Origin of the sequence: Streptomyces griseus, assembly GCF_001715295.1 — a bacterium.
GTDB lineage: Bacteria > Actinomycetota > Actinomycetes > Streptomycetales > Streptomycetaceae > Streptomyces > Streptomyces griseus_G.
On the sequence record NZ_MDKB01000005.1, the window covers coordinates 510,934 to 534,305 of the forward strand.

Sequence of the window (23,372 nt, forward strand, 5' to 3'; positions counted from 1 at the left end):
CGTTCTGCATTTCGTCGCCTCACCGCAGCACGAAGGCTGATGCCTGCATGTCTGATGCGTCTTCTCATGGGCGCAGTGCTCTCATGGGCGACGGTCACGCGGGCCGGAGGGGCCGACCGCCCCTGGTGCCTGCCGTCCCCGTGCACCTTGGGGCTCGGATGGTCGGCCGGGGGCGGAGGGTCCGCCCGGACGGGGCCAGGTCACCGTCGGGGTCAGGTCGCCGTCGGGGTCAGGTCGCCGTCGGGGTCAGACGGCTGTCTCGGCGGATCAGGGCGGCGTATCGGCCGTCCTGCCGGAGCAGTTCCTCGTGCGTACCGCGCTCGGCCGCGCGGCCGCCGTCCAGGACGACGATCTGGTCCGCGTCCCGGACGGTCGAGAGGCGGTGGGCGATGGTGAGAGTGGTGCGGCCCTTCGACAGGGCGTCGATCGCCTGCTGCACGGCGTGTTCCGTACGGGTGTCGAGGGCGCTGGTCGCCTCGTCGAGGATGAGCACGGGCGGGTCCCGGAGAATCGTGCGGGCGATCGCGAGGCGCTGCTTCTCACCGCCGGAGAAGCGGTAGCCCCGCTCACCGACGAGGGTGTCGTAGCCGTCGGGCAGGGAGGCGATGTGGTCGTGGATCTGGGCCGTGCGGGCCGCTGCCACGATCTCCTCCTCGGTGGCGTCGGGCTTGGCGAAGCGGAGGTTCTCGGCGACCGAGGCGTGGAAGAGGTACGTCTCCTGGGAGACGACGCCGACAGCCCGGGCGAGGGTGTCGAAGTCGAGGTCCCGCACGTCGACGCCGTCGATCGTGACCCTGCCGCCCGTCACGTCGTACAGTCGCGGCACCAGATAGCTGAGTGTCGATTTGCCTGAACCGGTCGGGCCGACGACGGCCAGACTCGTGCCGGCGGGCACCGTCACGTCGATGCCGCTCAGGGTCGGGCCGCTCTTCTCGTCGTAGCTGAAGGTGACGTCCTCGAAGGCGACCTCACCGCGGATCTTCTCCAGCCGGACGGGCTGCGCGGGCTCCGTGATGTCCACCTCGAGGTCGAGATACTCGAAGATCCGCTGGAAGAGCGCCAGGGACGTCTGCATCTGTACGCCGGTGGAGAGCAGGCTCACCGCGGGCCGGAACAGGCCCTGCTGGAGCGAGACGAAGGCGACGAGGGTGCCGAGGGAGACGGCGGTGGCACCCGCCTGGAGCGTGAGCCCGGCGGCCCAGTAGATCACCGCGGGCATGGCGGCCATCACGATGCCGATCGTGGACATCCGCCAGCGTCCGGCCATGTTGGAGCGCACTTCCAGGTCGACCAGGCGCTCCGACTCCTCGGCGAATCCCTGGGTGAGCGAGTCCGAGCGGCCCATGGTGCGGCCGAGCAGGATTCCGCTGACGGACAGCGACTCGGTGACCGTGGCCGCCATGGCGGCCATCTGCTTCTGGCGCTGCGTGGTGATCTTCTTGCGCTCCCGCCCGACCCTGCGGCTGATCCATACGAAGACCGGGAGCAGCAGCAACGAGACCACGGTGAGACGCCAGTCGAGCGCCAGCATGGCGACGACGGTGGCGATGACCGCGGTGAGGTTGGAGACCAGGGAGGTCGCGGTGGAGGTGACCGTCGCCTGCATACCGCCGATGTCGTTGGCGATGCGTGACTGGACCTCGCCCGTACGGGTGCGGGTGAAGAACGCGAGCGGCATCCGCTGCAGCTGTGTGTAGACGGCGGTGCGCAGGTCGTGCATGACGCGCTGGCCGACCGTCGTCGAGATCAGGGTCTGCAGGACGCCGAAGACGCTGTTCATCACGGCGGTCAGGATCATGCCCAGGGCGAGCAGGGTGAGCAGTCCCGTACGCCCCTGGGGGATCGCGGTGTCCAGGATCTCGCGGAGCAGGAACGGGGAGGCGACCGACACCAGCGACGAGGCACCGACCAGCAGCCCGACCACCGCGAGTCTGCCCCGATAGGGACGGAAGAGGCGGAAGATGCGGCCGAGCTCGGCGGGCTGCTGCCGTACGCCGCTGTCGGGAGGTGTCCACAGAGGTTCGTCGGGTTTCATGGGCTCCTTCGACGGCGTGAGGCCGGCAGGCGCGGGACTGCGGCGGCGATTGATGCGGGGCTTTGAGAGCTTAGCTAATTGTTACCTCTATTCACAATGAGCCGGGTCCTGATATTGTTCCCGCATGGACTCCCCCGACTCCGACGGCCTCCTGGCCGAACAGCTGCTTCGGCTCACGCGCCAGCTCCAGCGCATTCAGAGCCGCCAGCTGGAGCCGATAGGCATCACGCCCGCGCAGTTCCGCCTGCTGCGCACGGTCGCGCACTACGACGGCCCGCCACGGATGGCCGACCTGGCAGCGCGGCTGGACGTGGTGCCGAGGGCGGTGACCAGCCTGGTGGACGGCCTGGAGGCGAGCGGGCGGGTGCGCCGCGTGCCCGATCCGACCAATCGACGGGTGGTCCGTATCGAGATGACCGAGGAGGGGCGGGCCGTGCTCCGCTCGCTGCGCGACGCGCGCAAGGCGGCAGCGGAGGAGATCCTGGCTCCGCTGACGGCCGATCAGCGAGAAGTACTGAGCGGCCTGATGACCGCTCTCGTCAACGGGATGCCCGAGCGCCGCCGCTGTTGAGGTGGCCCATCGGGCCGACGCACCGTCCACCCTTCGGGCCGGGTCGCCCACCGACCGGCTGGATGGATGGCTGACTGGCTGACTGGCTGACTGGCGACCCTGCCGCCCCCCTCGATGCCCACAGCCCCTTCGCGGCCGCGCCGCACGGGTGCGCTCTCCGGGGCCGCTCCGACACGTCTCGGACGCCTCGGGGCTTCTTACCTCTCGGCTCGTTACCAGGTGCACACGCTGACGCGCTGACCGTTGCACGTGTGGACATCGGCCGTTGGCCAGTTGCCCGTCACCCGTGGTCCGTCGTCCTTGGAGCACTGCCCGCAGCCCGGCCTCCGCCTCCGCCTCCGGAAAGTCCATGGTTTGGGCACGAGAGTCCAATCGCATCCCTTGCACACCAGCAGTCCCCACGTCCAAGGTCCTTACCGAGGTTCGGGAACCGCCACGCCCTCGCGCATCCCGGACCGTACGCGCACCGTCGGATCCCCCTTCCAGGAGGCTCGATGAATGACGACGCTTCACAGGCCCAGGACCGCACCCATGCCCCGGACCAGGACCACCACACCCCGGACGACGGCTCGCTGAGCCGCCGTTCGGTGCTTCGCACCACGGCCGGAGCGGCCGGTGCGGCCGGGATCGCCGGAACCGGTCTCGGTCTCGGCGGACTCGGAAGCGGTACGGCGTCGGCGGCTGACCGCCGTCCGGCCGACGCCGTAGAGCCCGCCCCCGAATCAGCCCCCGCCCGCCAGGGCGCGACGATGGCCGGGGTGCCCTTCGACCGGCGCTCCACCGTTCGGGTCGGCATCGTCGGGCTCGGCAATCGCGGCGGCAGCATGATCGATCTGTTCCTCGCCGTTCCCGGCGTCCGGGTCGTGGCCGTCTGCGACCCCGTGAAGACCAAGGCCGAGCGGGCGGCCGCGAAGGTGACGGCGGCAGGGCAACCGGCGCCCGCCGTGTACACCAAGGGGGAGGACGACTACGAGAACCTGTGCAAGCGCGGGGACATCGACTTCGTCTACGTGGCGACGCCCTGGGACTTCCACTTCGAGATGGCGAAGACCGCCATGCTCAACGGCAAGCACGTCGGCGTCGAGTGCCCGATCGCCCTGCGGCTCGACCAGCTCTGGGAGCTGGTCGATCTTTCGGAGCGGACGCGGCGGCACTGCATGCAGTTGGAGAACTGCTGCTACGGCCGCAACGAGATGCGGGTGCTGCGCATGGCACACGCGGGTCTCTTCGGCGACCTGCTGCACGGCGCGGGCGCGTACAACCACGATCTACGCGGCCTGATGTTCGATCCCGACTATTACGAAGGCCCCTGGCGGCGGTTGTGGCACACCCGGCTGCGCGGGGATCTGTACCCCAACCACGGGTTCGGGCCGGTGGCCAACTACATGGACGTCAACCGGGGGGACCGAGCGGTGAGCATCACGAGCGTCGGCTCCCCCGCCCTCGGCCTGGCCGAGTACCGCCGGAAGCACATGCCGGCCGGGGACCCGAGCTGGAAGGAGACGTACATCGAGAGCGACCGGACGATCAGTCTCGTCCAGACGGCCAAGGGCCGGGTGATCCGCCTCGAACACGACGTGTCGACGCCTCACCCGTACTCACGCATCAACAGTCTCGGCGGTACGAAGGGCGTGTTCGAGGACTACCCGGCGCGGATCTACCTCGAGCCCGATCACACGAACGACCAGTGGGCGGACTTCTCCGCGTACGCGGACTGGGACCACTGGCTGTGGAAGGAGCACGCCAACCCGCCCGGTGGCCACGGCGGAATGGACTACATGCTGGTCTTCCGGCTCATGCAGTGCATACGCCTCGGGCTCGCGCCGGACTTCGACGTGTACGACGCGGCCACCTGGACCGCTCCGGTGCCGTTGAGCCACCTCTCCATCAAGGCCAAGGGCGCGCCGCAGCCGATCCCGGACTTCACCCGCGGCGAGTGGAGGAAGGCGCGCTCGGGCATGGACTCCGTCAAGCCCGCGGAGTAGGGCCGTGAGGTATCCGCAACCGGCGGCGCCCCCTAGGGCGTGTATCGAAAGTCCCGCCTGCCCGGCGGCGCCCGGCACGCACACTCGCCGCGTTGTCGGGATCGCCCCGATACATCCAGTATCGGGGCGACCCTCCGCCTTGCGATCGCACGCACCGGACACCGCCGAGCCTGCCCTGCGGGCAGACGGCGCTACTTTCGACACACGCCCTAGCGCCACCCGACGGCACCGCCGGTCGCCGTAGAAGCATCCGCGTCACCGACCCCGTGGAGCCCTCCCCACCATGACGGGCTCCACGGGGTCGATGGATGCCCGGTGACGGCAGCCCGAAGGATCGGCGGGGATGACGGGACCGTCGAATCGTCCAGAACGACCACGGGGACGGCGGAGACCGACCAAGACCACAAGGACGTCGGATAGGCCAGGGGACCACGGGGACGGCGGAGATCGGCCAGGACGACCAGGCGACGTCGGATCGGCCAAGGCCACGGGGCGACGGCCCCCGAAGGATCGGCGGGGATCACGGAGGCTTCCCCGAAGGACCACGGAGCCACGGAGATCGGCCAAGACGACGGGACCGTCGAATCGTCCAGAACGACCACGGGGACGGCGGAGATCGGCCCGGGCCACGGGCACGTCGGCCGCGCGAGGGCGACGGCTTCACGGATCGGCGCAAGGCTTCACGGAACGGCGCCGTTCGGCCTGCCCGCCGTCGGGGACCTCCGCCGCCCCGGCGCCGATTAATCACTTGCCCCGGACGGGTGCGGGACGCCAACCTTGCACGGTTTGCACCCCCTGTTCCACGAGGCCTGCCACAGACCTCCGCCCTTCCGATCCTTGGGACGTCATGCAGATTCGCGATCTTCCGTACTCGGATCCCGGCGACCCCGATGTCCGTTCAGGCCCGCGCTTCCTCCTCTGGCTCGGGCGTGGTCAGCTCACCGGCCAGCTCAAGTCCCTCTCCTGGGGACTGCTGCACCAGTGCTCGATCGCCGGCCTGCCGCTCGCCGTCGGCCTCGCGGTCCAGGCCGTCGTCGAACGCTCCGGCCGGGGCCTGGCCCTCGCCGGAGCGCTCATCGTGCTCCTGGGCATCCTCATCGCGGTGGGTGACACGATGCTCCACCGCACGGCGGTCACCAACTGGATCACCGCCGCGGCGCGTGTCCAGCAGTTGCTGGCCCGCAAGACCGCCGAGCTCGGCTCGGTACTGACCCGGCGCGTCGCGGCGGGCGAGGTCGTCGCCGTCTCCACGGGTGATGTCGAGAAGATCGGGTGGTTCGTCGAGGCGCTGTCGCGTTTCGTGGCCGCCGCCGCCGCGCTCGTCCTGATCTGCGTCGGGCTCGTCCTCTACCTGCCCTCGCTCGGGGTACTGGTGGCCATCGCCGTGCCCCTCCTCGCCCTGGCCGTCCTGCCGCTGCTCCCCCGGGCCACCCACCGTGCCGACCTGCAGCGCGAGAAGGCGGGCCGGGCCACCGAACTCGCGTCCGACACCGTCGCCGGGCTTCGGGTGCTGCGCGGCATCGGCGGGGAGGAACTGTTCCTGGGCCGCTACCGGCGTGCCTCCCAGGAGGTACGCGAGGCAGCCGTGCGCAGCGCGCGGATGTGGGCGCTCATCTCGGCGGTCCAGGTCTTCCTTCCCGGCGTCCTGCTGATCTCCCTGGTCTGGTACGGGGCGACGCTGGCCCGCGACGGCCGGATCGAGGTGGGCCAGCTGGTCACCGTGTACAGCGCGGCCACCCTGATGCTCTTCCCCTTGCGGCACTTCGAGGAGATCGCCATGGCGTACTCCTTCTCCCGGCCCTCCGCGCAGCGCGCGGTCCGGGTGCTGTCGCTGCGGCGCAGCGCCCGGCCCCCGACGATGGACGCGGCGCCCGAGGGTGATCTGTACGACCCGGTGACCGGGCTGATGGCTCCTCGGGGCCTGTTCACCGCCGTGGTCTGCGGTGACCCGGACGAGGCGGGACGGCTGGCCGAACGTCTCGGCGGGCACGCCGACACAGAGGACGGGCCCTCCACCGAGGCCGAGGCCCCGTCCCCCACCGAGGCCGAGAAAGCGGCACACGCCGGCCCGGAGCAGACCTCCGACGCCGGGGCGGGTGACGCGCCGCAGCCGGTCCCGTCGGTGCTGCTCGGCGGCGTACCGCTGGACGAGTTGCCGCTCGCGTCCGCGCGGGCCGCGGTGCTGGTCCAGGACAAGGACCCCGTGCTGCTCTCCGGCACGCTGCGGGAGCTGCTCGACGTACCGTCCTCCGGGGCGGTCACCGCCGAGGACGCGCTGGCCGCCGCCCGATGCGGGGACGTGCTGAGTGCGCTGGCCCAGGCGTCCGTCGACACGGACGGCGACCCCATGCGTACCCGGATCACCGAACGCGGCCGGTCCCTGTCCGGCGGGCAGCGCCAGCGGCTGGCGCTGGCCCGTTCCCTGGTCACCGACCCGGAGGCGCTGGTCCTGGACGAGCCGACGTCGGCCGTCGACTCGCACACGGAGGCCCAGGTCGCCGTCGGCATCAAGCAGCTGCGCACGGGGCGCACGACGGTGGCGTTCGCCTCGTCCCCGTTGCTGCTGGACTGCGCCGACCGTGTGGTGCTGGTCCACGGGGGAACGGTCGTGGCGGTCGGAACCCATCGCGAACTGCTGCGGCGGGAGCCGCGCTACCGGGCGGTGGTGACCCGGGAGACGGATGACGAGGCGGCGGCTCGCGCCGCGTCCGGGGATCTCGCCGGGATCGACGCGCTGCGGTCGGCCGAGGCGATCGAGGAAATCGAGGAGAGGGCATGATCGGCATGATCGGCGTCGCACGCCCCGAGTACGACCCGGCCGCGCCGCAGTCGGCGACGACCCTGCCGGTGGGCACACCGGCGACCGTGCGGACGTACGTCCGCTCCCTGCTGCGGCGTCACCGGAAGCCGTTCACGGTCCTCGTCTCCGTCAACGCGATCGCGGTGATCGCCTCGATCACCGGTCCGTATCTGCTGGGCGGGCTGGTGGAGGACCTGTCGAACGGGGTCACCGACCTCCATCTGGAGCGCACCGCGGCCGTGTTCGCGGTGGCGCTGGTCGTGCAGACCGTGTTCACGCGGACGATGCGGCTGCGTGGCGCGATGCTCGGCGAGGAGATGCTGGCCGATCTGCGCGAGGACTTCCTCGTGCGGTCGGTGGGGCTGCCGCCGGGTGTGCTGGAACGGGCGGGTACGGGGGACCTGCTGTCCAGGATCACGACGGACATCGACCGGCTGGCCAACGCGATGCGTGAGGCGGTGCCGCAGCTGGCGATCGGCGTGGTGTGGGTCGGGCTGCTGCTCGGCGCGCTCACGGTCACGGCCCCGCCCCTGGCCCTGGCGGTGCTGATCGCGCTGCCGGTGCTGATCATCGGCTGCCGCTGGTACTTCCGGCGGGCACCGTCCGCGTACCGCTCGGAGGCCGCCGGGTACGCGGCGGTGGCGGCGGTGCTGGCCGAGACCGTGGACGCCGGGCGGACGGTGGAGGCGCACCGGCTGGGTGCCCGCAGGATCGCGCTCTCGGACCGCAGGGTCAGGGAGTGGACGGCCTGGGAGCGGTACACCCTGTTCCTGCGCTCGGTGCTCTTCCCCGTCATCAACGCCACGTACGTGACGATCCTGGGCGCCGTGCTGCTCATCGGCGGCTGGTTCGTGCTGGAGGGCTGGCTGACGGTCGGGCAGCTGACGACGGGCGCGCTGCTGGCGCAGATGATGGTCGACCCGATCGGCCTGATCCTGCGCTGGTACGACGAGCTGCAGGTGGCCCAGGTGTCGCTGGCCAGGCTCGTCGGCGTGCGGGAGATCGAGCCGGACGCGGGTGACGACCTGGTGGGCCCCGAGGGCCGGCAGGTGCGGGCGGACGACGTGCGCTTCGGCTACCGCGCCGGTGTGGACGTCCTGCACGAGGTGTCGCTGGACGTCGCCCCGGGTACGCGCCTGGCGCTGGTCGGCCCGTCGGGCGCGGGCAAGTCCACCCTGGGACGGCTGCTGGCCGGGATCTACGCCCCCCGTACGGGTGAGGTCACGCTCGGCGGGGCCGAGCTGTCCCGGATGACGGCGGAGCGGGTGCGGACGCACGTGGCCCTGGTCAACCAGGAGCACCACGTGTTCGTCGGTTCGCTCCGGGACAATCTACTGCTGGCCCGTACGGGCGCCGGAGACGCGGAGCTGTGGGCGTCCCTCGCGGCGGTCGACGCCGACGGCTGGGCCAGGGCCTTCGCGGACGGTCTGGACACGGAGGTCGGATCGGGCGGGCAGACGCTCACCCCGGCGCAGGCACAGCAGATCGCTCTGGCCAGGCTGGTCCTGGCGGATCCTCACACGCTGGTCCTCGACGAGGCCACCTCGCTGCTCGACCCCCGGGCGGCCCGGCACCTGGAGCGCTCGCTGGCCCGGGTGCTCGACGGCCGTACGGTGATCGCGATCGCGCACCGGCTGCACACGGCGCACGACGCGGACGTGATCGCGGTCGTCGAGGACGGCAGGATCAGCGAGCTGGGCAGCCACGACGAGTTGGTCTCCGCGGACGGCGCGTACGCGGCCCTCTGGCGGTCCTGGCACGGATGAGCGCCCCCCGCACCGGCCCGGAGGATACCGCCGGGCCGGTGCGGGGACCGGGCACCGCCGCCGCCGTACAAGAGGCGAAGTCCACGCCCTCCGGTGAGGATGAGGAGTGACTGGCCCCGGATCCGGGGCAGGCGAGCGATGACCGCGTAAGCCCGAGAAGGGACGCACACCGTGGCACGACCCAGGATTCTCGTTGTCGGCGCCGGCTTTGCCGGGATCGAGTGCGTACGCCGGCTGGAACGCAGTCTCGCCCCCGGAGAGGCGGACATCACGCTCGTCACGCCGTTCTCGTACCAGCTCTACCTGCCGCTGCTCCCGCAGGTCGCCTCCGGCGTCCTGACCCCGCAGTCGGTCGCCGTCTCCCTGCGCCGGAGCCGTCGTCACCGCACCCGGATCGTGCCGGGCGGGGCCATCGGGGTGGACACCAAGGCGAAGGTCTGCGTCATCCGCAAGATCACCGACGAGATCGTGAACGAGCCGTACGACTACCTCGTGCTGGCCGCGGGCAGCGTCACACGGACGTTCGACATCCCCGGTCTCGTGGAGAACGCCCGTGGCATGAAGACGCTGGCCGAGGCGGCGTACATCCGCGACCACGTCATCTCCCAGCTCGACCTGGCGGATGCCAGTCACGACGAGGCCGAGCGGACCTCGCGGCTCCAGTTCGTCGTGGTCGGCGGCGGTTACGCGGGCACCGAGACGGCCGCGTGTCTGCAGCGGCTCACCACCAGCGCCGTCCGGCACTACCCGCGGCTGGATCCGAAGCTGATCAAGTGGCATCTGATCGACATCGCGCCCAAGCTCATGCCCGAGCTGGGCGACAAGCTCGGGCTCAGCGCACTGGAGATCCTGCGCAAGCGGGGCATCGAGGTGTCGCTGGGGGTCTCGGTCGCCGAGGCGGGGCCCGACAAGGTGACCTTCACGGACGGCCGGGTGCTGCCCTGCCGCACGCTGATCTGGACCGCGGGGGTGGCGGCCAGTCCGCTCGTCGCCACGCTCGACGCCGAGACGGTGCGCGGCCGGCTGGCGGTCACCCCCGAGATGTCGCTGCCCGGCGCGGACGGCGTGTTCGCGCTCGGCGACGCGGCGGCGGTCCCGGACCTGGCCAAGGGCGACGGAGCGATCTGCCCGCCCACCGCGCAGCACGCGATGCGCCAGGGGCGGGCGCTGGCCGGCAACATCATCGCCTCCCTGCGCGGCACGACGCTGCAGCCCTACGTCCACAAGGATCTGGGCCTCGTGGTGGACCTCGGTGGCAAGGACGCCGTCTCCAAGCCGCTGGGCATCGAGCTGAAGGGGCTGCCCGCGCAGGCCGTGGCGCGGGGCTACCACTGGTCGGCGCTCCGGACCAACGTGGCCAAGACCCGGGTGCTGACCAACTGGATGCTGAACGCGATCGCCGGGGACGACTTCGTGCGGACGGGCTTCCAGGCCCGGCAGCCCGCGACCCTGCGGGACTTCGAGTACACGGACGCCTACCTCACCGCGGAACAGATCCACGCGCGCACCGCGTCTGCGGGCGGGCACGGCTGAACCGGCCGGTCGTCCTCGGTCCGTGCCGCGGCTCCGGCCCCCGCCCCCGGGCGGGGGCCGCCGTCATGTCTGCCGTGACAGCACCGTCTCGACGGTGTCCGCCTCCTGCGACGGCTTGTCCTCGCGGTAGCTCAGCACCCGGGCGAAGCGCAGGGTGACCCCCGCCGGGTAGCGGGTGGAGCGCTGCAGCCCGTCGTAGGCGATCTCCACGACGAGTTCCGGACGCACGGTCACCACGTGCCCGTCGTCGCCGGTGGACAGCTCCTGGAGCCGTTCGGTCTGCCAGGCGAGCATGGTGTCCGTCAGCCCCTTGAAGGTCTTGCCGAGCATCACGAACGAGCCGTCCTCCCGCCGCGCCCCCAGGTGCAGGTTGGACAGTTTCCCGGTGCGCCTGCCGTGGCCCCACTCGGCGGCGAGTACCACGAGATCCAGGGTGTGCACGGGTTTCACCTTCAGCCAGGACGCACCGCGCCGGCCCGCGCTGTAGGGCGCGGACTCCCCCTTGACCACCACGCCCTCGTGTCCCCGGGCCAGGGTCTCCTGGAAGAACGCCACGGCGGCCTCGCGCGCCGCACCGTCCGAGGGGTCCGTCACGGTGACGCGCCGCACCCGCATCGGTGCGGGCACCAGCGCGGCCAGTTCGGCGTGCCGCTCGGCGGAGGGGAGGTCCAGGAGTTCGCGTCCGTCCACGGCGAGGACGTCGAAGAAGACGGGGCTGACGGGGATCGCCGCGGCGGCGGCCGCCACGTCGCGGCGCGACCCCACCCGCGAGGCGGTCTCCTGGAACGGGCGAGGTCTGCCGTCCTCGTCGAGAGCGAGGACCTCGCCGTCCAGGACGAAGCTGGCGGCGCGGAAACCGGCGGCCGTGGTGACCAGTTCGGGCAGCCGGTCGGTGATGTCGTCGAGCGTCCGGGTGTAGACCCGCACCCTGGGGCCGTCCCGGTGCACCTGCACCCGGACGCCGTCCAGCTTCTCCTCGACGGCGCAGGGACCCAGCTTGTCGAGGGCCTCGGTCACGGAGCGTGCGGTGTGCGCCAGCATCGGCAGGACCGGCCGGCCGACGGTGAGCCGGAAGGCGGCGAGCGCTCCCGGGCCGTCCGCGAGCAGCGCCCGGGCGACGGCCTGCAACGAGCCGCCCAGCATCACGGCGCGCCGCACGTCGGCGGGGAGCGCCCCGGTGGCGGCGGCCAGGGCGTCGACCGCCACGGCGTCCAGCGCTCCCTGGCGTACCTCGCCGGTGAGCAGGCTCCGGAGGAAGTGCTGTTCCTCCGCGGTGGCGGCCGCCAGGAGCCGCTGGAGGCGTTCCCTGCGGGCGGCCTGGGAGCCCGGTCCGGTGAGTGCCCCGATCGCCGAGAGTTCCGCGTCGGTCCCGGCCACGGTCAGCGAGGGCGTGTCCGCGGGTGCCACCGGATCGCCCAGGGCGCTCCACCCGATGCCGAGCCGCCCCTGGGGGAGGCGTCCGGCGAGGTAGGGGATGACGATCGGGACGTCGTCGGGCCCGGTCTCCCGGAAGAGCCCGGCCAGCAGACCGGTCTTCCGGGTCCGCGCCGACGCCGCGGCGACCTCCAGGGACACGTGGGCGAGCCGGGCGAGCAGCATGGGTCCATGGTGCTACACCGCGGCCGCTCGTGGCTGCGGGCGCACCGTGCGCCGGAGAGCCGAGCGGGCGGTCAGATGAGGTTGAGGGCCGCGGCCCCGCCCAATCCCCCGAGCACCATGAAAGCGGGCGTCAGCACCTTGATCTCCACCCAGCTCCCGGCCCGGAACCGCATGGCTTTCGGGGGGCCGACCGGGTACCAGCGCTTGCGGCCCAGCGGGATGGGCCACAGGATCGGGCAGCCGGAGACGGTCAGTGCGTCGCCGATGTCGTGGACGAGGGCGCCGAGGACGATCGGGAGCCCCAGCCAGAGGTACTCCTGGCCGGGCGCCTCGAACAGCCAGCCCGCACCGTTGCCCGGCTGGTCGAGCACGCCCGCGAGGATCCACGCGCTGGTCGCGCCCAGCAGCCACACGAGGACGTCGCTGGAGACCCTGGCCGCCCGCCACAGCAGTCCCTCGACGGCGAGCACGAGGTGGACGAAGAGGATGCCCAGGACCGCCCACCGGCCGCCGAAGACGGCGGCGGCGGAGGCTCCGGCGCCTATCAGCACCGCCCACAGCCAGGTGTGGGTGAGGGTGCGGTGGCCGCCGTTCCTGCGGGGGTCACCGGGGCCCCGCGTCGCCTTGTAGACGGCGTACGAGAGCTTGTCGACCACCTCGCACATGGTCTTGGAGACCGGTCCGAAGGCCCGCGAGATGGTGGCCGACTTGTGGTCCAGGTCCGGGGCGAGCGCGGCGCCGGCGCATATCAGCGCCCCCACGGCGAGGACGGGCCAGGGCATCGTGTGGCCCGCGGCGGCCGCCGCGGCGCCCACGCCCAGCCAGGCTGCCGCCCCTGACAGTGAGTGTGCCGGTCCCATCATGGCTGTTCCCGCCCCCATCGTGATCCGGCCCCGTGCGCGGCCGGGCCGCCACTGCCGGGGCAGGGCGGCCGAGTTGAGTGGGCAGCGTATCGTCCGTGATCATCGCGTCGTCCTCCGGTTCCCTCATCCGGACACCGGGCAGGCAAGATGGGGGTGTGACCCTTATCGATCAGCTGCCCCCGACCGCCGACCCGGACGCCCTCTTCGAGGCCTTCTCGTCATGGACCGAATCGCAGGGCATCACCCTCTATCCGGCTCAGGAGGAGGCGCTGATCGAGGTGGTCTCCGGCGCGAACCTGATCCTCTCCACCCCCACCGGCTCCGGGAAGAGCCTGGTGGCGGCGGGTGCCCACTTCACGGCGCTGGCCCAGGACAAGGTGACGTTCTACACCGCTCCGATCAAGGCGCTGGTCTCGGAGAAGTTCTTCGACCTCTGCAAGCTCTTCGGCACGGAGAACGTCGGCATGCTGACCGGTGACGCCTCGGTCAACGCCGACGCCCCGGTCATCTGCTGTACGGCGGAGGTGCTCGCCTCCATCGCGCTGCGTGACGGCAGGTACGCCGACATCGGCCAGGTGGTGATGGACGAGTTCCACTTCTACGCGGAGCCGGACCGGGGCTGGGCCTGGCAGATCCCGCTGCTGGAACTTCCGCAGGCGCAGTTCGTCCTCATGTCGGCGACGCTCGGCGACGTCTCGATGTTCGAGGAGGACCTGACCCGCCGTACCGGGCGGCCGACCTCCGTGGTGCGTTCGGCGACGCGGCCGGTGCCGCTGAGCTACGAGTACCGGCTGACCCCGATCACGGAGACGCTGACGGAGCTGCTGGACACCCGCCAGGCGCCCGTCTACATCGTGCACTTCACCCAGGCCGCGGCCGTGGAGCGGGCGCAGTCGCTGATGAGCATCAACATGTGCACGAAGGAGGAGAAGGAGAAGATCGCCGACCTGATCGGCAGTTTCCGCTTCACCACCAAGTTCGGCCAGAACCTCTCCCGCTACGTGCGCCACGGGATCGGCGTGCACCACGCGGGGATGCTCCCCAAGTACCGCCGACTCGTCGAGAAGCTGGCGCAGGCCGGCCTGCTGAAGGTGATCTGCGGTACGGACACCCTGGGCGTCGGTGTCAACGTGCCGATCCGCACGGTGCTGTTCACCGCCCTCACCAAGTACGACGGCACCCGGGTGCGCACGCTGCGGGCGCGGGAGTTCCACCAGATCGCCGGCCGTGCGGGCCGCGCGGGGTTCGACACGGCGGGTTTCGTCGTCGCGCAGGCGCCGGAGCACGTCATCGAGAACGAGAAGGCCGTCAAGAAGGCGGGGGACGATCCCAAGAAGAAGCGCAAGGTGGTCCGCAAGAAGGCCCCCGAGGGATTCGTCGCCTGGTCGGAGACCACCTTCGACAAGCTGATCCAGTCCGAGCCCGAGCCGCTGACCTCCCGTTTCCGGGTCACCCACACGATGCTGCTCTCGGTGATCGCCCGCCCGGGGAACGCCTTCGACGCGATGCGGCATCTGCTGGAGGACAACCACGAACCGCGCAGGGCGCAGCTGCGGCACATCCGGCGGGCCATCGCCATCTACCGGTCGCTGCTGGACGGCGGTGTGGTGGAGCAGCTCGCCACGCCGGACGCCGAGGGCCGGATCGTGCGGCTCACCGTCGATCTGCAGCAGGACTTCGCGCTCAACCAGCCGCTGTCCACGTTCGCGCTGGCCGCGTTCGACCTGCTGGACGCAGAATCCCCCTCGTACGCGCTGGACATGGTCTCCGTGGTCGAGTCGACCCTCGACGATCCGCGGCAGATCCTCGCCGCCCAGCAGAACAAGGCGCGGGGCGAGGCCGTCGGCCAGATGAAGGCCGACGGCGTCGAGTACGAGGAGCGGATGGAACGGCTCCAGGAGGTCACCTACCCCAAGCCGCTGAGCGAGCTGCTGTGGCACGCGTACGACGTGTACCGCACCAGCCACCCGTGGGTGAACGACCATCCGGTGTCGCCGAAGTCGGTCATCCGGGACATGTACGAACGTGCGATGACGTTCACGGAGTTCACCTCGAACTACGAGCTGGCCCGGACCGAGGGGATCGTGCTGCGCTATCTGGCGAGCGCGTACAAGGCCCTCGAGCACACCATTCCGGACGACCTCAAGTCGGAGGACCTGGAGGACCTGATCGCCTGGCTGGGCGAGATGGTGCGCCAGGTGGACTCCAGCCTGCTCGACGAGTGGGAGCAGCTGGCCAACCCGGAGGTGGAGACCGCCGAGCAGGCACAGGAGAGGGCGGACGAGGTCAAGCCCGTCACGGCCAACGCCCGCGCCTTCCGGGTCCTGGTGCGCAACGCGATGTTCCGCCGGGTGGAGCTGGCCGCGCTGGACCGGGTCCGCGACCTGGGCGAGCTGGACGCCGATTCGGGCTGGGACGAGGACGCCTGGGGCGAGGCGATGGACGGCTACTGGGACGCGCACGACGACCTCGGCACCGGCCCGGACGCCCGTGGACCGAAGCTGCTGAAGATCGACGAGGACCCGGAGCACGGTCTGTGGCGGGTGTGGCAGGCCTTCGCCGATCCGGCCGGTGACCACGACTGGGGCATCCGTGCGGAGGTCGATCTGGCGGCTTCCGACGAGGAGGGGCGGGCGGTCGTCCGGGTCACGGCCGTGGGTCAGCTGTGACCGCGCACCGGCCCGAAGGAGGAGAAATGGAGACACACCGCATGACGAACCCGGCCGAGCGCCTGGTCGATCTCCTCGACCTCGAACAGATCGAGGTCAACATCTTCCGCGGCCGCAGCCCCGAGGAGTCCCTGCAGCGGGTCTTCGGCGGGCAGGTCGCGGGACAGGCGCTGGTCGCGGCCGGCCGTACGACCGACGGGGACCGCCCCGTGCACTCGCTGCACGCCTACTTCCTTCGGCCCGGCCGTCCGGGCGTGCCGATCGTGTACGACGTCGAGCGGGTGCGGGACGGCCGGTCGTTCACCACGCGCCGGGTGACGGCCGTGCAGCAGGGACGGACGATCTTCGACCTCACGGCATCGTTCCACCGGCCGGAGGAGGCGGGCTTCGAGCACCAGTTGCCACCCGCCCGTACGGTCCCCGGTCCCGAGGAGCTGCCCACGGTCGCCGACGAGGTGCGCGAGCACCTGGGCACGCTGCCGGAGGCGCTGGAGCGCATGGCACGGCGGCAGCCCTTCGACATCCGCTACGTCGACCGGCTGCGCTGGACGCGGGAGGAGACCAGGGACGCCGATCCACGCAGCGCGGTGTGGATGCGCGCGGTCGGCCCGCTCGGGGACGACCCGCTGGTGCACACCTGTGCGCTGACGTACGCGAGCGACATGACGCTGCTGGACGCGGTCCGGATCCCGGTGGAGCCGCTGTGGGGACCGCGCGGCTTCGACATGGCCTCGCTGGACCACGCGATGTGGTTCCACCGGCCGTTCCGTGCCGACGAGTGGTTCCTGTACGACCAGGAGTCGCCGATCGCCACGGGCGGCCGGGGGCTGGCCCGGGGCCGCATCTACGACCGCGAGGGGCGGCTGCTGGTGTCCGTGGTGCAGGAGGGCCTGTTCCGGCGGCTCGACGGCGTGTAGGGCCCGGCCCGGGGTCAGGTGCCCGGGGTCAGGTGCCCGGGGTCAGGTGCCCGGGAGCGGGTCCTGCTCCACCTTGTGCCGGCGGGTGCGGATGTCCGGCCCGGCGGGGTGCAGTTTGGCGTCGCAGGCGGGTCCGAGGCCGGTGCGCCGTGATTGCGTGCCGGTGAGGGGGCGCCCGCACAGGGCGCAGCGCACCGGTCGGCGGGGGGCGGCCGGGCGCAGTTCGGGCGGTGGCTCGGGGAAGAGCCCGGGCAGTGGCGGGGACGACTCCATCCGCGGATCCTCTCAGCCTCCGTGGGTGCCCGCCGCACGCGGACTCGCCGCGCCTCCCCAGCGGGTACATCACGGACAGATCACCACATCGTGGTATCACCGTGGGGAGCCTGCGGGGCGCCGTGTTCCGGCGGGGCCGGACACTGAGGAGGCAGGGGCATGTCGGCTGAACCGGTCGGAACGCCGGCCACGGAACCCCCGGACCCCCTCGCGGTGGTCGGCACCCGGAACTACACGGTGCTGCTGGTCGTCGTGGCGGTGCTGGGAGTCCCCGTCTCGGCGGTGGCGTTCGGCTTTCTGGCGCTGGTCCACGAGCTCCAGTCCCTGACGTACAAGGACCTTCCCCGCGCACTCGGTTTCGACGGCACTCCGCCGTGGTGGCCGGTGCCGCTGGTCGCCGTGGCGGGTCTGCTGACCGGGCTGGCCATCCGTCACCTTCCCGGTACGGGCGGCCACAAGCCGGCCGAACGCACGGGAGTGCGCACGGGGCCGCCGACGGGTGCGGAGCTCCCCGGGATCGCGCTCGCCGCGCTCGCCTCCCTCGGCCTCGGTGCGGTCGTCGGGCCCGAGGCCCCCCTCATCGCCCTCGGCGGCGGGCTGGCCGCGTACGCGGTGCGCCGGCTCAGGCCGGGCATCGAGCCGAACGCGAGTGCCATGGTGGCGGCGTCGGGGAGCTTCGCCGCCGTCAGCGCCCTGCTCGGGTCGCCGCTGCTCGGCGCCTTCCTGCTGATGGAGGCCTCCGGTGTCGCGGGAGTGATGCTCCGTCTCGTGCTCGTGCCGGGGCTGCTCGCGTCAGGCATCGGGGCGCTCCTGTTCACCGGTCTCGGTTCATGGACCGGCCTGGGGACGTACTCCCTGACCCTCCCCCACGTGCCGCACGCCTCCCAGCCCACCGTCGCCGAGTTCGGCTGGGCCGTCGCCATCGGCGTCGCGGCGGCCCTCGCGGGCACCGGCATCAGGAAGCTCGCGCGGATCCTCCAGGAGCGGGTCGAACAGCGGCTGGTCCCCGCGACGGCGGCGATGGGCCTCACGGTCGGCGCACTCGCGCTCCTCTACGCGCAGAGCACGGGCAGGGACGCGTCCGAGGTGCTCTACTCGGGCCAGGAGGCTCTCGGCGGCCTGCTCAGCGAGGACGCCACCTATACGGCCGGAACGCTCCTCGTGCTGCTCGCCTGCAAAGCGCTCGCCTACTCCGCCTCGCTCAGCGCCTTCAGGGGCGGCCCCGTCTTCCCGTCGATGTCCCTGGGAGCGGCGGGTGGGCTGGTGCTGTCCCATCTGCCCGGCCTCGACACGACCTCGGGGTTCGCGATGGGCATCGGAGCGATGTGCGTGGCGGTGCTCGAACTTCCGATGACGTCGGTGCTGCTGGCCACGCTGCTCCTGGGTTCCGAGGGCATCACCGTCATGCCGCTCGTGATCGTCTCCGTGGCGGTGTCCTTCGTCCTCGCGCTCAGGCTCGACCGTACTGCCGCGGCGAGCACAGCGCCCAGATGACGAAGATGTTGATCGCGATGAGGACGAGGGACCAGAACGGGTAGTACGGGAGCCACAGGAAGTTGGCGACGACCAGGAGCCCGGCCAGGAGAACACCGACGGCGCGCGCCCAGAGGGCACCGGTGAAGAGCGCGCAGCCGGCCAGAAGAACGACGATCCCCAGGATGAGGTGGACCCAGCCCCAGCCCGTCAGGCTGAACTGGAACGCGTAGTTCTGCGTCTTGACGAACACGTCGTCCTTGGCGATGGCGGCGATCCCCTGGAGTATCGCCATGGCCCCGCCGAAGATCATCATCACGCCCGCGAAGACGGTCCAGCCGGAGGCGGCGAACGACGCCCGGCCTCCCTCGGCGTCACTGCCCCTTCGCGCCCCGGTCACACTTCCAGACATAACGGCCTCCTCGGTGCCGCAGCGCCCGTCTCGGACGCCGCAATATCCGATATGCGCATCTTGTACGCCTTACCAGACTGGCACGCCCTCACCTCATCGGCACACGGACCGCCACGCGCCCGGTCTCCCCGCAGGGATACGCTCCCGATCATGAGGGACGAGGGATTGCCGGAGGCCGGCGACGCGGCCGGGCCCGCTCCGCTCCGCACGCGGCTCGCCGCTCGACGGGCCGCCCGCCCGGGCCGGCCTGGGCCGGTCGGCCCTGCCCCCGGCCGGAGCACGGCGAGCCGCGTCCCAGGGCCGTCCCGCCCGGACGGCTGTGCACCGCGTACGGGCGGACGAGGTCGCGCTCGCCGACGCAGGTGGAGGCGGAGCCGCCCGGTCCGGTACGGGCCGGGCGGCAGCCGGTGCCGCGCGACGAGCGGTCCGGCTGCGTGCGCCGCCGAGATCCACCCGGCCCGCGTGCCCATCTCGTCTGCGGGAACGCCTCCGTGCCCGGCGCGGGCAGCACATCCGGGTACCGGAGGCCTCCGTGGATGCCACCGTGCACACCCCGCGCCCCGGCGGTTGCCCGCGCTACCGGCTCCGCGGCCCTCGCCCTTCCACTGCCCCGGCCCCGACCCGGCCCGCCACGCCCCGCTGATCGCCCTGCCATGACCCCGCCCTGCCGCGACCTCACCGGCCGTGCACACGAAAGGCCCGCTCCATGACCGAGATCGTCCCCGTTTCCGGCCCCGAACTGGTCACCTACTCGGACGAGTTGGCCGCCCTGCTGATCGAGACCGTCGAGGGGGGCTCCTCGGTGGGATTCCTCGCACCGCTCGACCGTGCCACCGCCGCCGCGTGGTGGCGGGAGCGTGCCGCCTCCGTGGAGGCGGGACGGCACCAGGTGTGGATCGCCCGGGACGGCGGACAGGTCGTCGGCACGATCGGACTGGTCAAACCCGCTCTGCCGAACGCCCGCCACCGGGCCGAGGTCGCCAAGCTGATGGTGCGGCCCGCGGCCCGCGGTCACGGCATCGGCCGGAGTCTGCTCTCGGCGGCCGAACGGTCGGCGGCCGAGGAGGGGCTGACCCTGCTGATCCTGGACACCGAGACGGGGAGCCCGGCCGAGAAGCTGTACCGCGCCGCAGGCTGGACGGAATGCGGGTCCGTCCCGGAGTACGCGGGCGACCCGGCGGGTGTCCTCAGGTCGACCACGTTCTACTACAAGGCCGTCGGTCCCGTGGCGCCCGAGCCGTCACAATGAACAGCGACGCCACGCCTACGAGGAGGACCTCCATGTCCCTGCACGACATCCCGCTCCGCACCCTCACCGGTGAGCCGACCACCCTGGGCGCCTACGAGGGTTCCGCGGTGCTGGTGGTCAACGTGGCCTCCCGGTGCGGTCTCACCCCTCAGTACGCGGGCCTGGAGCGGCTGCAGAAGGAATACGGGGACCGCGGCTTCACCGTGCTCGGGGTGCCCTGCAACCAGTTCGCGGGCCAGGAGCCCGGCACCGCCGAGGACATCCGGACCTTCTGCTCGACCACCTACGGGGTCAGCTTCCCGCTCCTGGAGAAGACCGACGTCAACGGCGAGGACCGGCACCCGCTGTACGCGGAGCTGACGAAGCTCGCGGACGCGGAGGGCACGGCCGGCGACGTCCAGTGGAACTTCGAGAAGTTCCTGATCTCCCCGGCCGGCGAGCCGGTCGCCCGGATCCGCCCGCGGACCGAGCCGGAGGCCCCCGAGGTCGTCGCGGCCGTCGAGGCGCATCTGCCGCAGCGGTGACGGGCGGGGAAGGACCGGACCGGCACGGCCCTTCCCCGTACCCGTGGCACGGCCCTCAGCGGATCGGCATCCCCGAAAGGGTGCGGGCGATCACCAGGCGCTGGATCTCGCTCGTGCCCTCGAAGATGGTGTAGATCGCCGCGTCCCGGTGCATGCGCTCCACGGGGTACTCCCGGGTGTAGCCGTTGCCGCCGAGGATCTGCACGGCCTGGGCGGTGACGGTCTTCGCCGTCTCGCTGGCGTAGAGCTTGGACATCGATCCCTCCGCCGCCGTGAAGGGCTTGCCGGCGCTCGCCATCCAGGACGCGCGCCACACCAGCAGCCGGGCCGCGTCGATCCGCGTACGCATGTCGGCCAGCTGGAAGGCGATCCCCTGGTTGTCGATGATGGGGCGGCCGAACTGGGTCCTGGTACTCGCGTAGTCGAGGGCGACCTCGTAGGCGGCGCGGGCGGTCCCGACGGCCATCGCGCCGACGGCCGGGCGGGAGGCCTCGAACGTCGCCATGGCCGCGTTCTTGACACGCTCGCCGCCGGCCCCGGCGCGCTCGCGGGCGCGGGCCAGGCGCTCGTCCAGCTTCTCCTTGCCGCCCAGCAGGCAGTGGCCGGGGACCCGGACGTCCTCGAGGACGACCTCGGCGGTGTGGGACGCGCGGATGCCGTGCTTCTTGAACTTCTGCCCCTGGGAGAGGCCCGGCGTGGCCGGCGGGACGATGAAGGAGGCGTGTCCCTTGGTCCCCAGCTCCGGATCGACGACCGCGACGACGACGTGCACGTTGGCGATACCGCCGTTGGTCGCCCATGTCTTGGTGCCGTTCAAAACCCACTCGTCCGTGGCGGCGTCGTACACCGCGCGGGTGCGCATCGAGCCGACGTCGGAGCCCGCGTCCGGCTCGGAGGAGCAGAAGGCTGCGACCTTCACGTCCTCGGCGTCTCCGTACATCTGCGGGATCCAGGTGCCGATCTGCTCCTCGGTGCCGTTGGCGAGGACGCCGACGGCGGCCAGACCCGTACCGACGATGGACAGGGCGATGCCGGCGTCACCCCAGAAGAGCTCTTCCATGGCCAGGGGGATGCCGAGCCCCGTAGGGTCGAAGAACTGCTGGGCGTAGAAGTCGAGGGAGTAGATGCCCACCTTGGCCGCCTCCTGGATGACGGGCCAGGGCGTTTCCTCACGCTCGTCCCACTCCGCGGCGGCCGGGCGGATCACGTCGGCGGCGAAGCCGTGGAGCCAGTCGCGGACCTGCTTCTGGTCATCGTTGAGTTCGAGCGTGAACTCGGCCATGTTCCCTCCATGCACTTCCGGATCAACCGTGCGTTACTGACGGTAACACCAGTCTGTTACCAGCAAGTAGACACTGTCAACCGGTCGCCCGCCGATCCGCGCACCGCCGGGCGGGGTGTTACGTTTCCCGGGCGTCAGGAGCGATCGCGGGACAGCCGGGGCGGGAGAACACACCATGGAGACCACACGAGGGGCGGAACGGCAGCGTACGGCGGCCGAGCGCCGGCGCCGGGAACTGCTCGAGGCCGCTGACCGGGTGGTACTGAGGGACGGCCCGCAGGCGTCCATGAACGCGATCGCCGCCGAGGCGGGGATCACCAAACCCATCCTCTACCGCCACTTCGGCGACAAGGGCGGCCTGTACCGCGCGCTCGCCGAGCGGCACACCGACGCCCTGCTCAGCGCCCTGCGTGCCGCGCTCGACGCCCCCGCGGAGCGACGCGAACGCGTGGAGGCGACCCTGGACACCTACCTCGCCGCGATCGAGACCCGTCCGCAGGTCTACCGCTTCCTGATGCACCCCTCGGACGACGCGGCCCCCGCCACCGAGCAGGGCTTCGACGTCGGCCGGCACTCCGCGCCCCTGCTGCGCCGCCTCGGAGAAGAACTCGGCAAGGTGATCGCCGAACGGGTCGACCTCGGCCCGGACAGCGAGCGGATGGCCCGCATCTGGGGCCACGGCATCGTCGGCATGATGCACGCGGCAGGCGACTGGTGGCTGGGCGACCGCCCGTGCACGCGCGCGGAGTTGGTGCGCAGTCTCGCCGACCTCCTCTGGGGCAGGCTGGCCGGGGCGGGCGACCTGCCGGGCGGTCCGGGTTTCTGAGGCGGGGCGGGTCTCAGCCGGTACGCGCCCACGGCGCCCGCCGGGCCGCGCGCAGCGCCCGGGAGCGGCGCAGCCCGGTGAGCCTGTCCGTGTAGACCCGGCCGTCGAGGTGGTCGCACTCGTGCTGGAGACAGCGGGCGAACCACCCCGTACCCGTGATCCGCACGGGCTCCCCCGTCACGGTCCTGCCCTCGACCACGGCACGGTCGAAGCGCGGGGTACCCGCTTCGAGGCCCGGAAGCGAGAGACACCCCTCCGGGCCGCGCACGGTGATCCCGTCCGCCTCCACGAGGACCGGGTTGACCACATGTCCCAGGTGTCTCACCTCGTCGTCGTCCGGACAGTCGTAGACGAACACCCTGAGCGGCACGCCGATCTGGTTGGCGGCGAGCCCGACACCCTGGGCGGCGTACATGGTGGCGTACATGTCCTCCACCAGCCGGACGAGCGGTGGACCGAAGTCGGTGACGTCCTCGCACGGGCTGTGGAGCACCGGGTCGCCGAACACGCTGACGGCGTGCACGAGTCCGGAACTGCCGGGGATCGGGCGGTTTCGCATGGGCAGAAGCGTACGTTCCACGTGACCTCCACGTTC

Annotated in this window: 18 protein-coding genes; 11 read left to right on the forward strand and 7 right to left on the reverse strand. The window is 71.6% G+C overall.

Features of this window, described 5'->3' with window-relative positions; translation table 11 throughout:
* Positions 1-229 precede the first annotated feature (229 nt).
* The gene (locus BA175_RS26970; protein ID WP_069174123.1) at positions 230-2,035 is read right to left on the reverse strand and encodes an ABC transporter ATP-binding protein; all 1,806 of its coding nucleotides are present in this window, start codon (positions 2,033-2,035) and stop codon (positions 230-232) included.
* Between the two features lie 124 nt (positions 2,036-2,159).
* Here BA175_RS26970 and BA175_RS26975 point away from each other — a divergent pair, with 124 nt between their 5' ends.
* From BA175_RS26975 to BA175_RS26995, 5 genes are all read left to right on the forward strand, one after another.
* Positions 2,160-2,606, forward strand: a complete 447-nt coding sequence (locus BA175_RS26975; protein ID WP_069174124.1) for a MarR family winged helix-turn-helix transcriptional regulator — start codon at positions 2,160-2,162, stop codon at positions 2,604-2,606.
* A 494-nt stretch (positions 2,607-3,100) separates the two neighbouring features.
* Positions 3,101-4,591, forward strand: a complete 1,491-nt coding sequence (locus tag BA175_RS26980) for a Gfo/Idh/MocA family protein (protein WP_069174125.1) — start codon at positions 3,101-3,103, stop codon at positions 4,589-4,591.
* Between the two features lie 847 nt (positions 4,592-5,438).
* A complete protein-coding gene (locus tag BA175_RS26985) occupies positions 5,439-7,370 on the forward strand; it encodes an ABC transporter transmembrane domain-containing protein (RefSeq protein WP_069174126.1) in 1,932 nt (643 codons plus the stop codon).
* A 5-nt stretch (positions 7,371-7,375) separates the two neighbouring features.
* A complete protein-coding gene (locus BA175_RS26990; protein WP_069174292.1) occupies positions 7,376-9,157 on the forward strand; it encodes an ABC transporter ATP-binding protein in 1,782 nt (593 codons plus the stop codon).
* A 171-nt stretch (positions 9,158-9,328) separates the two neighbouring features.
* Positions 9,329-10,690: an NAD(P)/FAD-dependent oxidoreductase gene (locus BA175_RS26995; RefSeq protein WP_069174127.1), complete on the forward strand. Its 1,362-nt coding sequence runs from the start codon at positions 9,329-9,331 to the stop codon at positions 10,688-10,690.
* A 63-nt stretch (positions 10,691-10,753) separates the two neighbouring features.
* On the opposite strand, the gene BA175_RS27000 is transcribed toward BA175_RS26995, so the two are convergent.
* Complete coding sequence (locus BA175_RS27000; RefSeq protein ID WP_069174128.1) at positions 10,754-12,289, reverse strand: ATP-dependent DNA ligase; 1,536 nt, start codon at positions 12,287-12,289, stop codon at positions 10,754-10,756.
* A 71-nt stretch (positions 12,290-12,360) separates the two neighbouring features.
* Entirely contained in the window at positions 12,361-13,152 is a 792-nt protein-coding gene (locus BA175_RS27005) for a metal-dependent hydrolase (protein WP_069174129.1), read from the reverse strand.
* A 155-nt stretch (positions 13,153-13,307) separates the two neighbouring features.
* Between BA175_RS27005 and BA175_RS27010 the strand changes: the two genes are divergently transcribed.
* Both BA175_RS27010 and BA175_RS27015 read left to right on the forward strand, forming a co-directional pair.
* Positions 13,308-15,821 (forward strand): DEAD/DEAH box helicase, encoded by a 2,514-nt coding sequence (locus BA175_RS27010; RefSeq protein WP_069174130.1) that lies wholly within the window; start codon positions 13,308-13,310, stop codon positions 15,819-15,821.
* Positions 15,822-15,862: 41 nt separating this feature from the next.
* Positions 15,863-16,738: an acyl-CoA thioesterase gene (locus BA175_RS27015; RefSeq protein ID WP_069174293.1), complete on the forward strand. Its 876-nt coding sequence runs from the start codon at positions 15,863-15,865 to the stop codon at positions 16,736-16,738.
* A gap of 42 nt (positions 16,739-16,780) precedes the next feature.
* Here BA175_RS27015 and BA175_RS27020 read toward each other — a convergent pair whose 3' ends face one another.
* Positions 16,781-17,011 (reverse strand): DUF6011 domain-containing protein, encoded by a 231-nt coding sequence (locus tag BA175_RS27020; protein WP_069174131.1) that lies wholly within the window; start codon positions 17,009-17,011, stop codon positions 16,781-16,783.
* A gap of 159 nt (positions 17,012-17,170) precedes the next feature.
* Between BA175_RS27020 and BA175_RS27025 the strand changes: the two genes are divergently transcribed.
* Positions 17,171-18,505 (forward strand): chloride channel protein, encoded by a 1,335-nt coding sequence (locus BA175_RS27025; RefSeq protein WP_069174132.1) that lies wholly within the window; start codon positions 17,171-17,173, stop codon positions 18,503-18,505.
* On the opposite strand, the gene BA175_RS27030 is transcribed toward BA175_RS27025, so the two are convergent.
* Positions 18,462-18,896: a DUF7144 family membrane protein gene (locus BA175_RS27030; protein WP_069174133.1), complete on the reverse strand. Its 435-nt coding sequence runs from the start codon at positions 18,894-18,896 to the stop codon at positions 18,462-18,464. The two genes, BA175_RS27025 and BA175_RS27030, sit on opposite strands and share 44 nt — an antisense overlap.
* Before the next feature lie 706 nt (positions 18,897-19,602).
* On the opposite strand from BA175_RS27030, the gene BA175_RS27035 reads away from it, so the two are divergent.
* Together BA175_RS27035 and BA175_RS27040 are read left to right on the forward strand one after the other, a co-directional pair.
* Positions 19,603-20,145 carry a GNAT family N-acetyltransferase gene (locus BA175_RS27035; RefSeq protein WP_069174134.1) on the forward strand — a complete coding sequence of 181 codons (543 nt, stop codon included), beginning with the start codon at positions 19,603-19,605 and terminating at the stop codon, positions 20,143-20,145.
* A gap of 32 nt (positions 20,146-20,177) precedes the next feature.
* Entirely contained in the window at positions 20,178-20,669 is a 492-nt protein-coding gene (locus tag BA175_RS27040) for a glutathione peroxidase (protein ID WP_069174135.1), read from the forward strand.
* A 55-nt stretch (positions 20,670-20,724) separates the two neighbouring features.
* Here BA175_RS27040 and BA175_RS27045 read toward each other — a convergent pair whose 3' ends face one another.
* A complete protein-coding gene (locus tag BA175_RS27045) occupies positions 20,725-21,951 on the reverse strand; it encodes an acyl-CoA dehydrogenase family protein (RefSeq protein ID WP_069174136.1) in 1,227 nt (408 codons plus the stop codon).
* 175 nt (positions 21,952-22,126) lie between these two features.
* Here BA175_RS27045 and BA175_RS27050 point away from each other — a divergent pair, with 175 nt between their 5' ends.
* Entirely contained in the window at positions 22,127-22,777 is a 651-nt protein-coding gene (locus BA175_RS27050; RefSeq protein ID WP_069174137.1) for a TetR family transcriptional regulator, read from the forward strand.
* A gap of 13 nt (positions 22,778-22,790) precedes the next feature.
* Here the strand turns inward: BA175_RS27050 and def are convergent, their stop codons facing one another.
* Positions 22,791-23,336, reverse strand: coding sequence for a peptide deformylase (gene def, locus BA175_RS27055; RefSeq protein ID WP_069174294.1), 546 nt, complete (start codon positions 23,334-23,336; stop codon positions 22,791-22,793).
* Between the last annotated feature and the right edge of the window lie 36 nt (positions 23,337-23,372).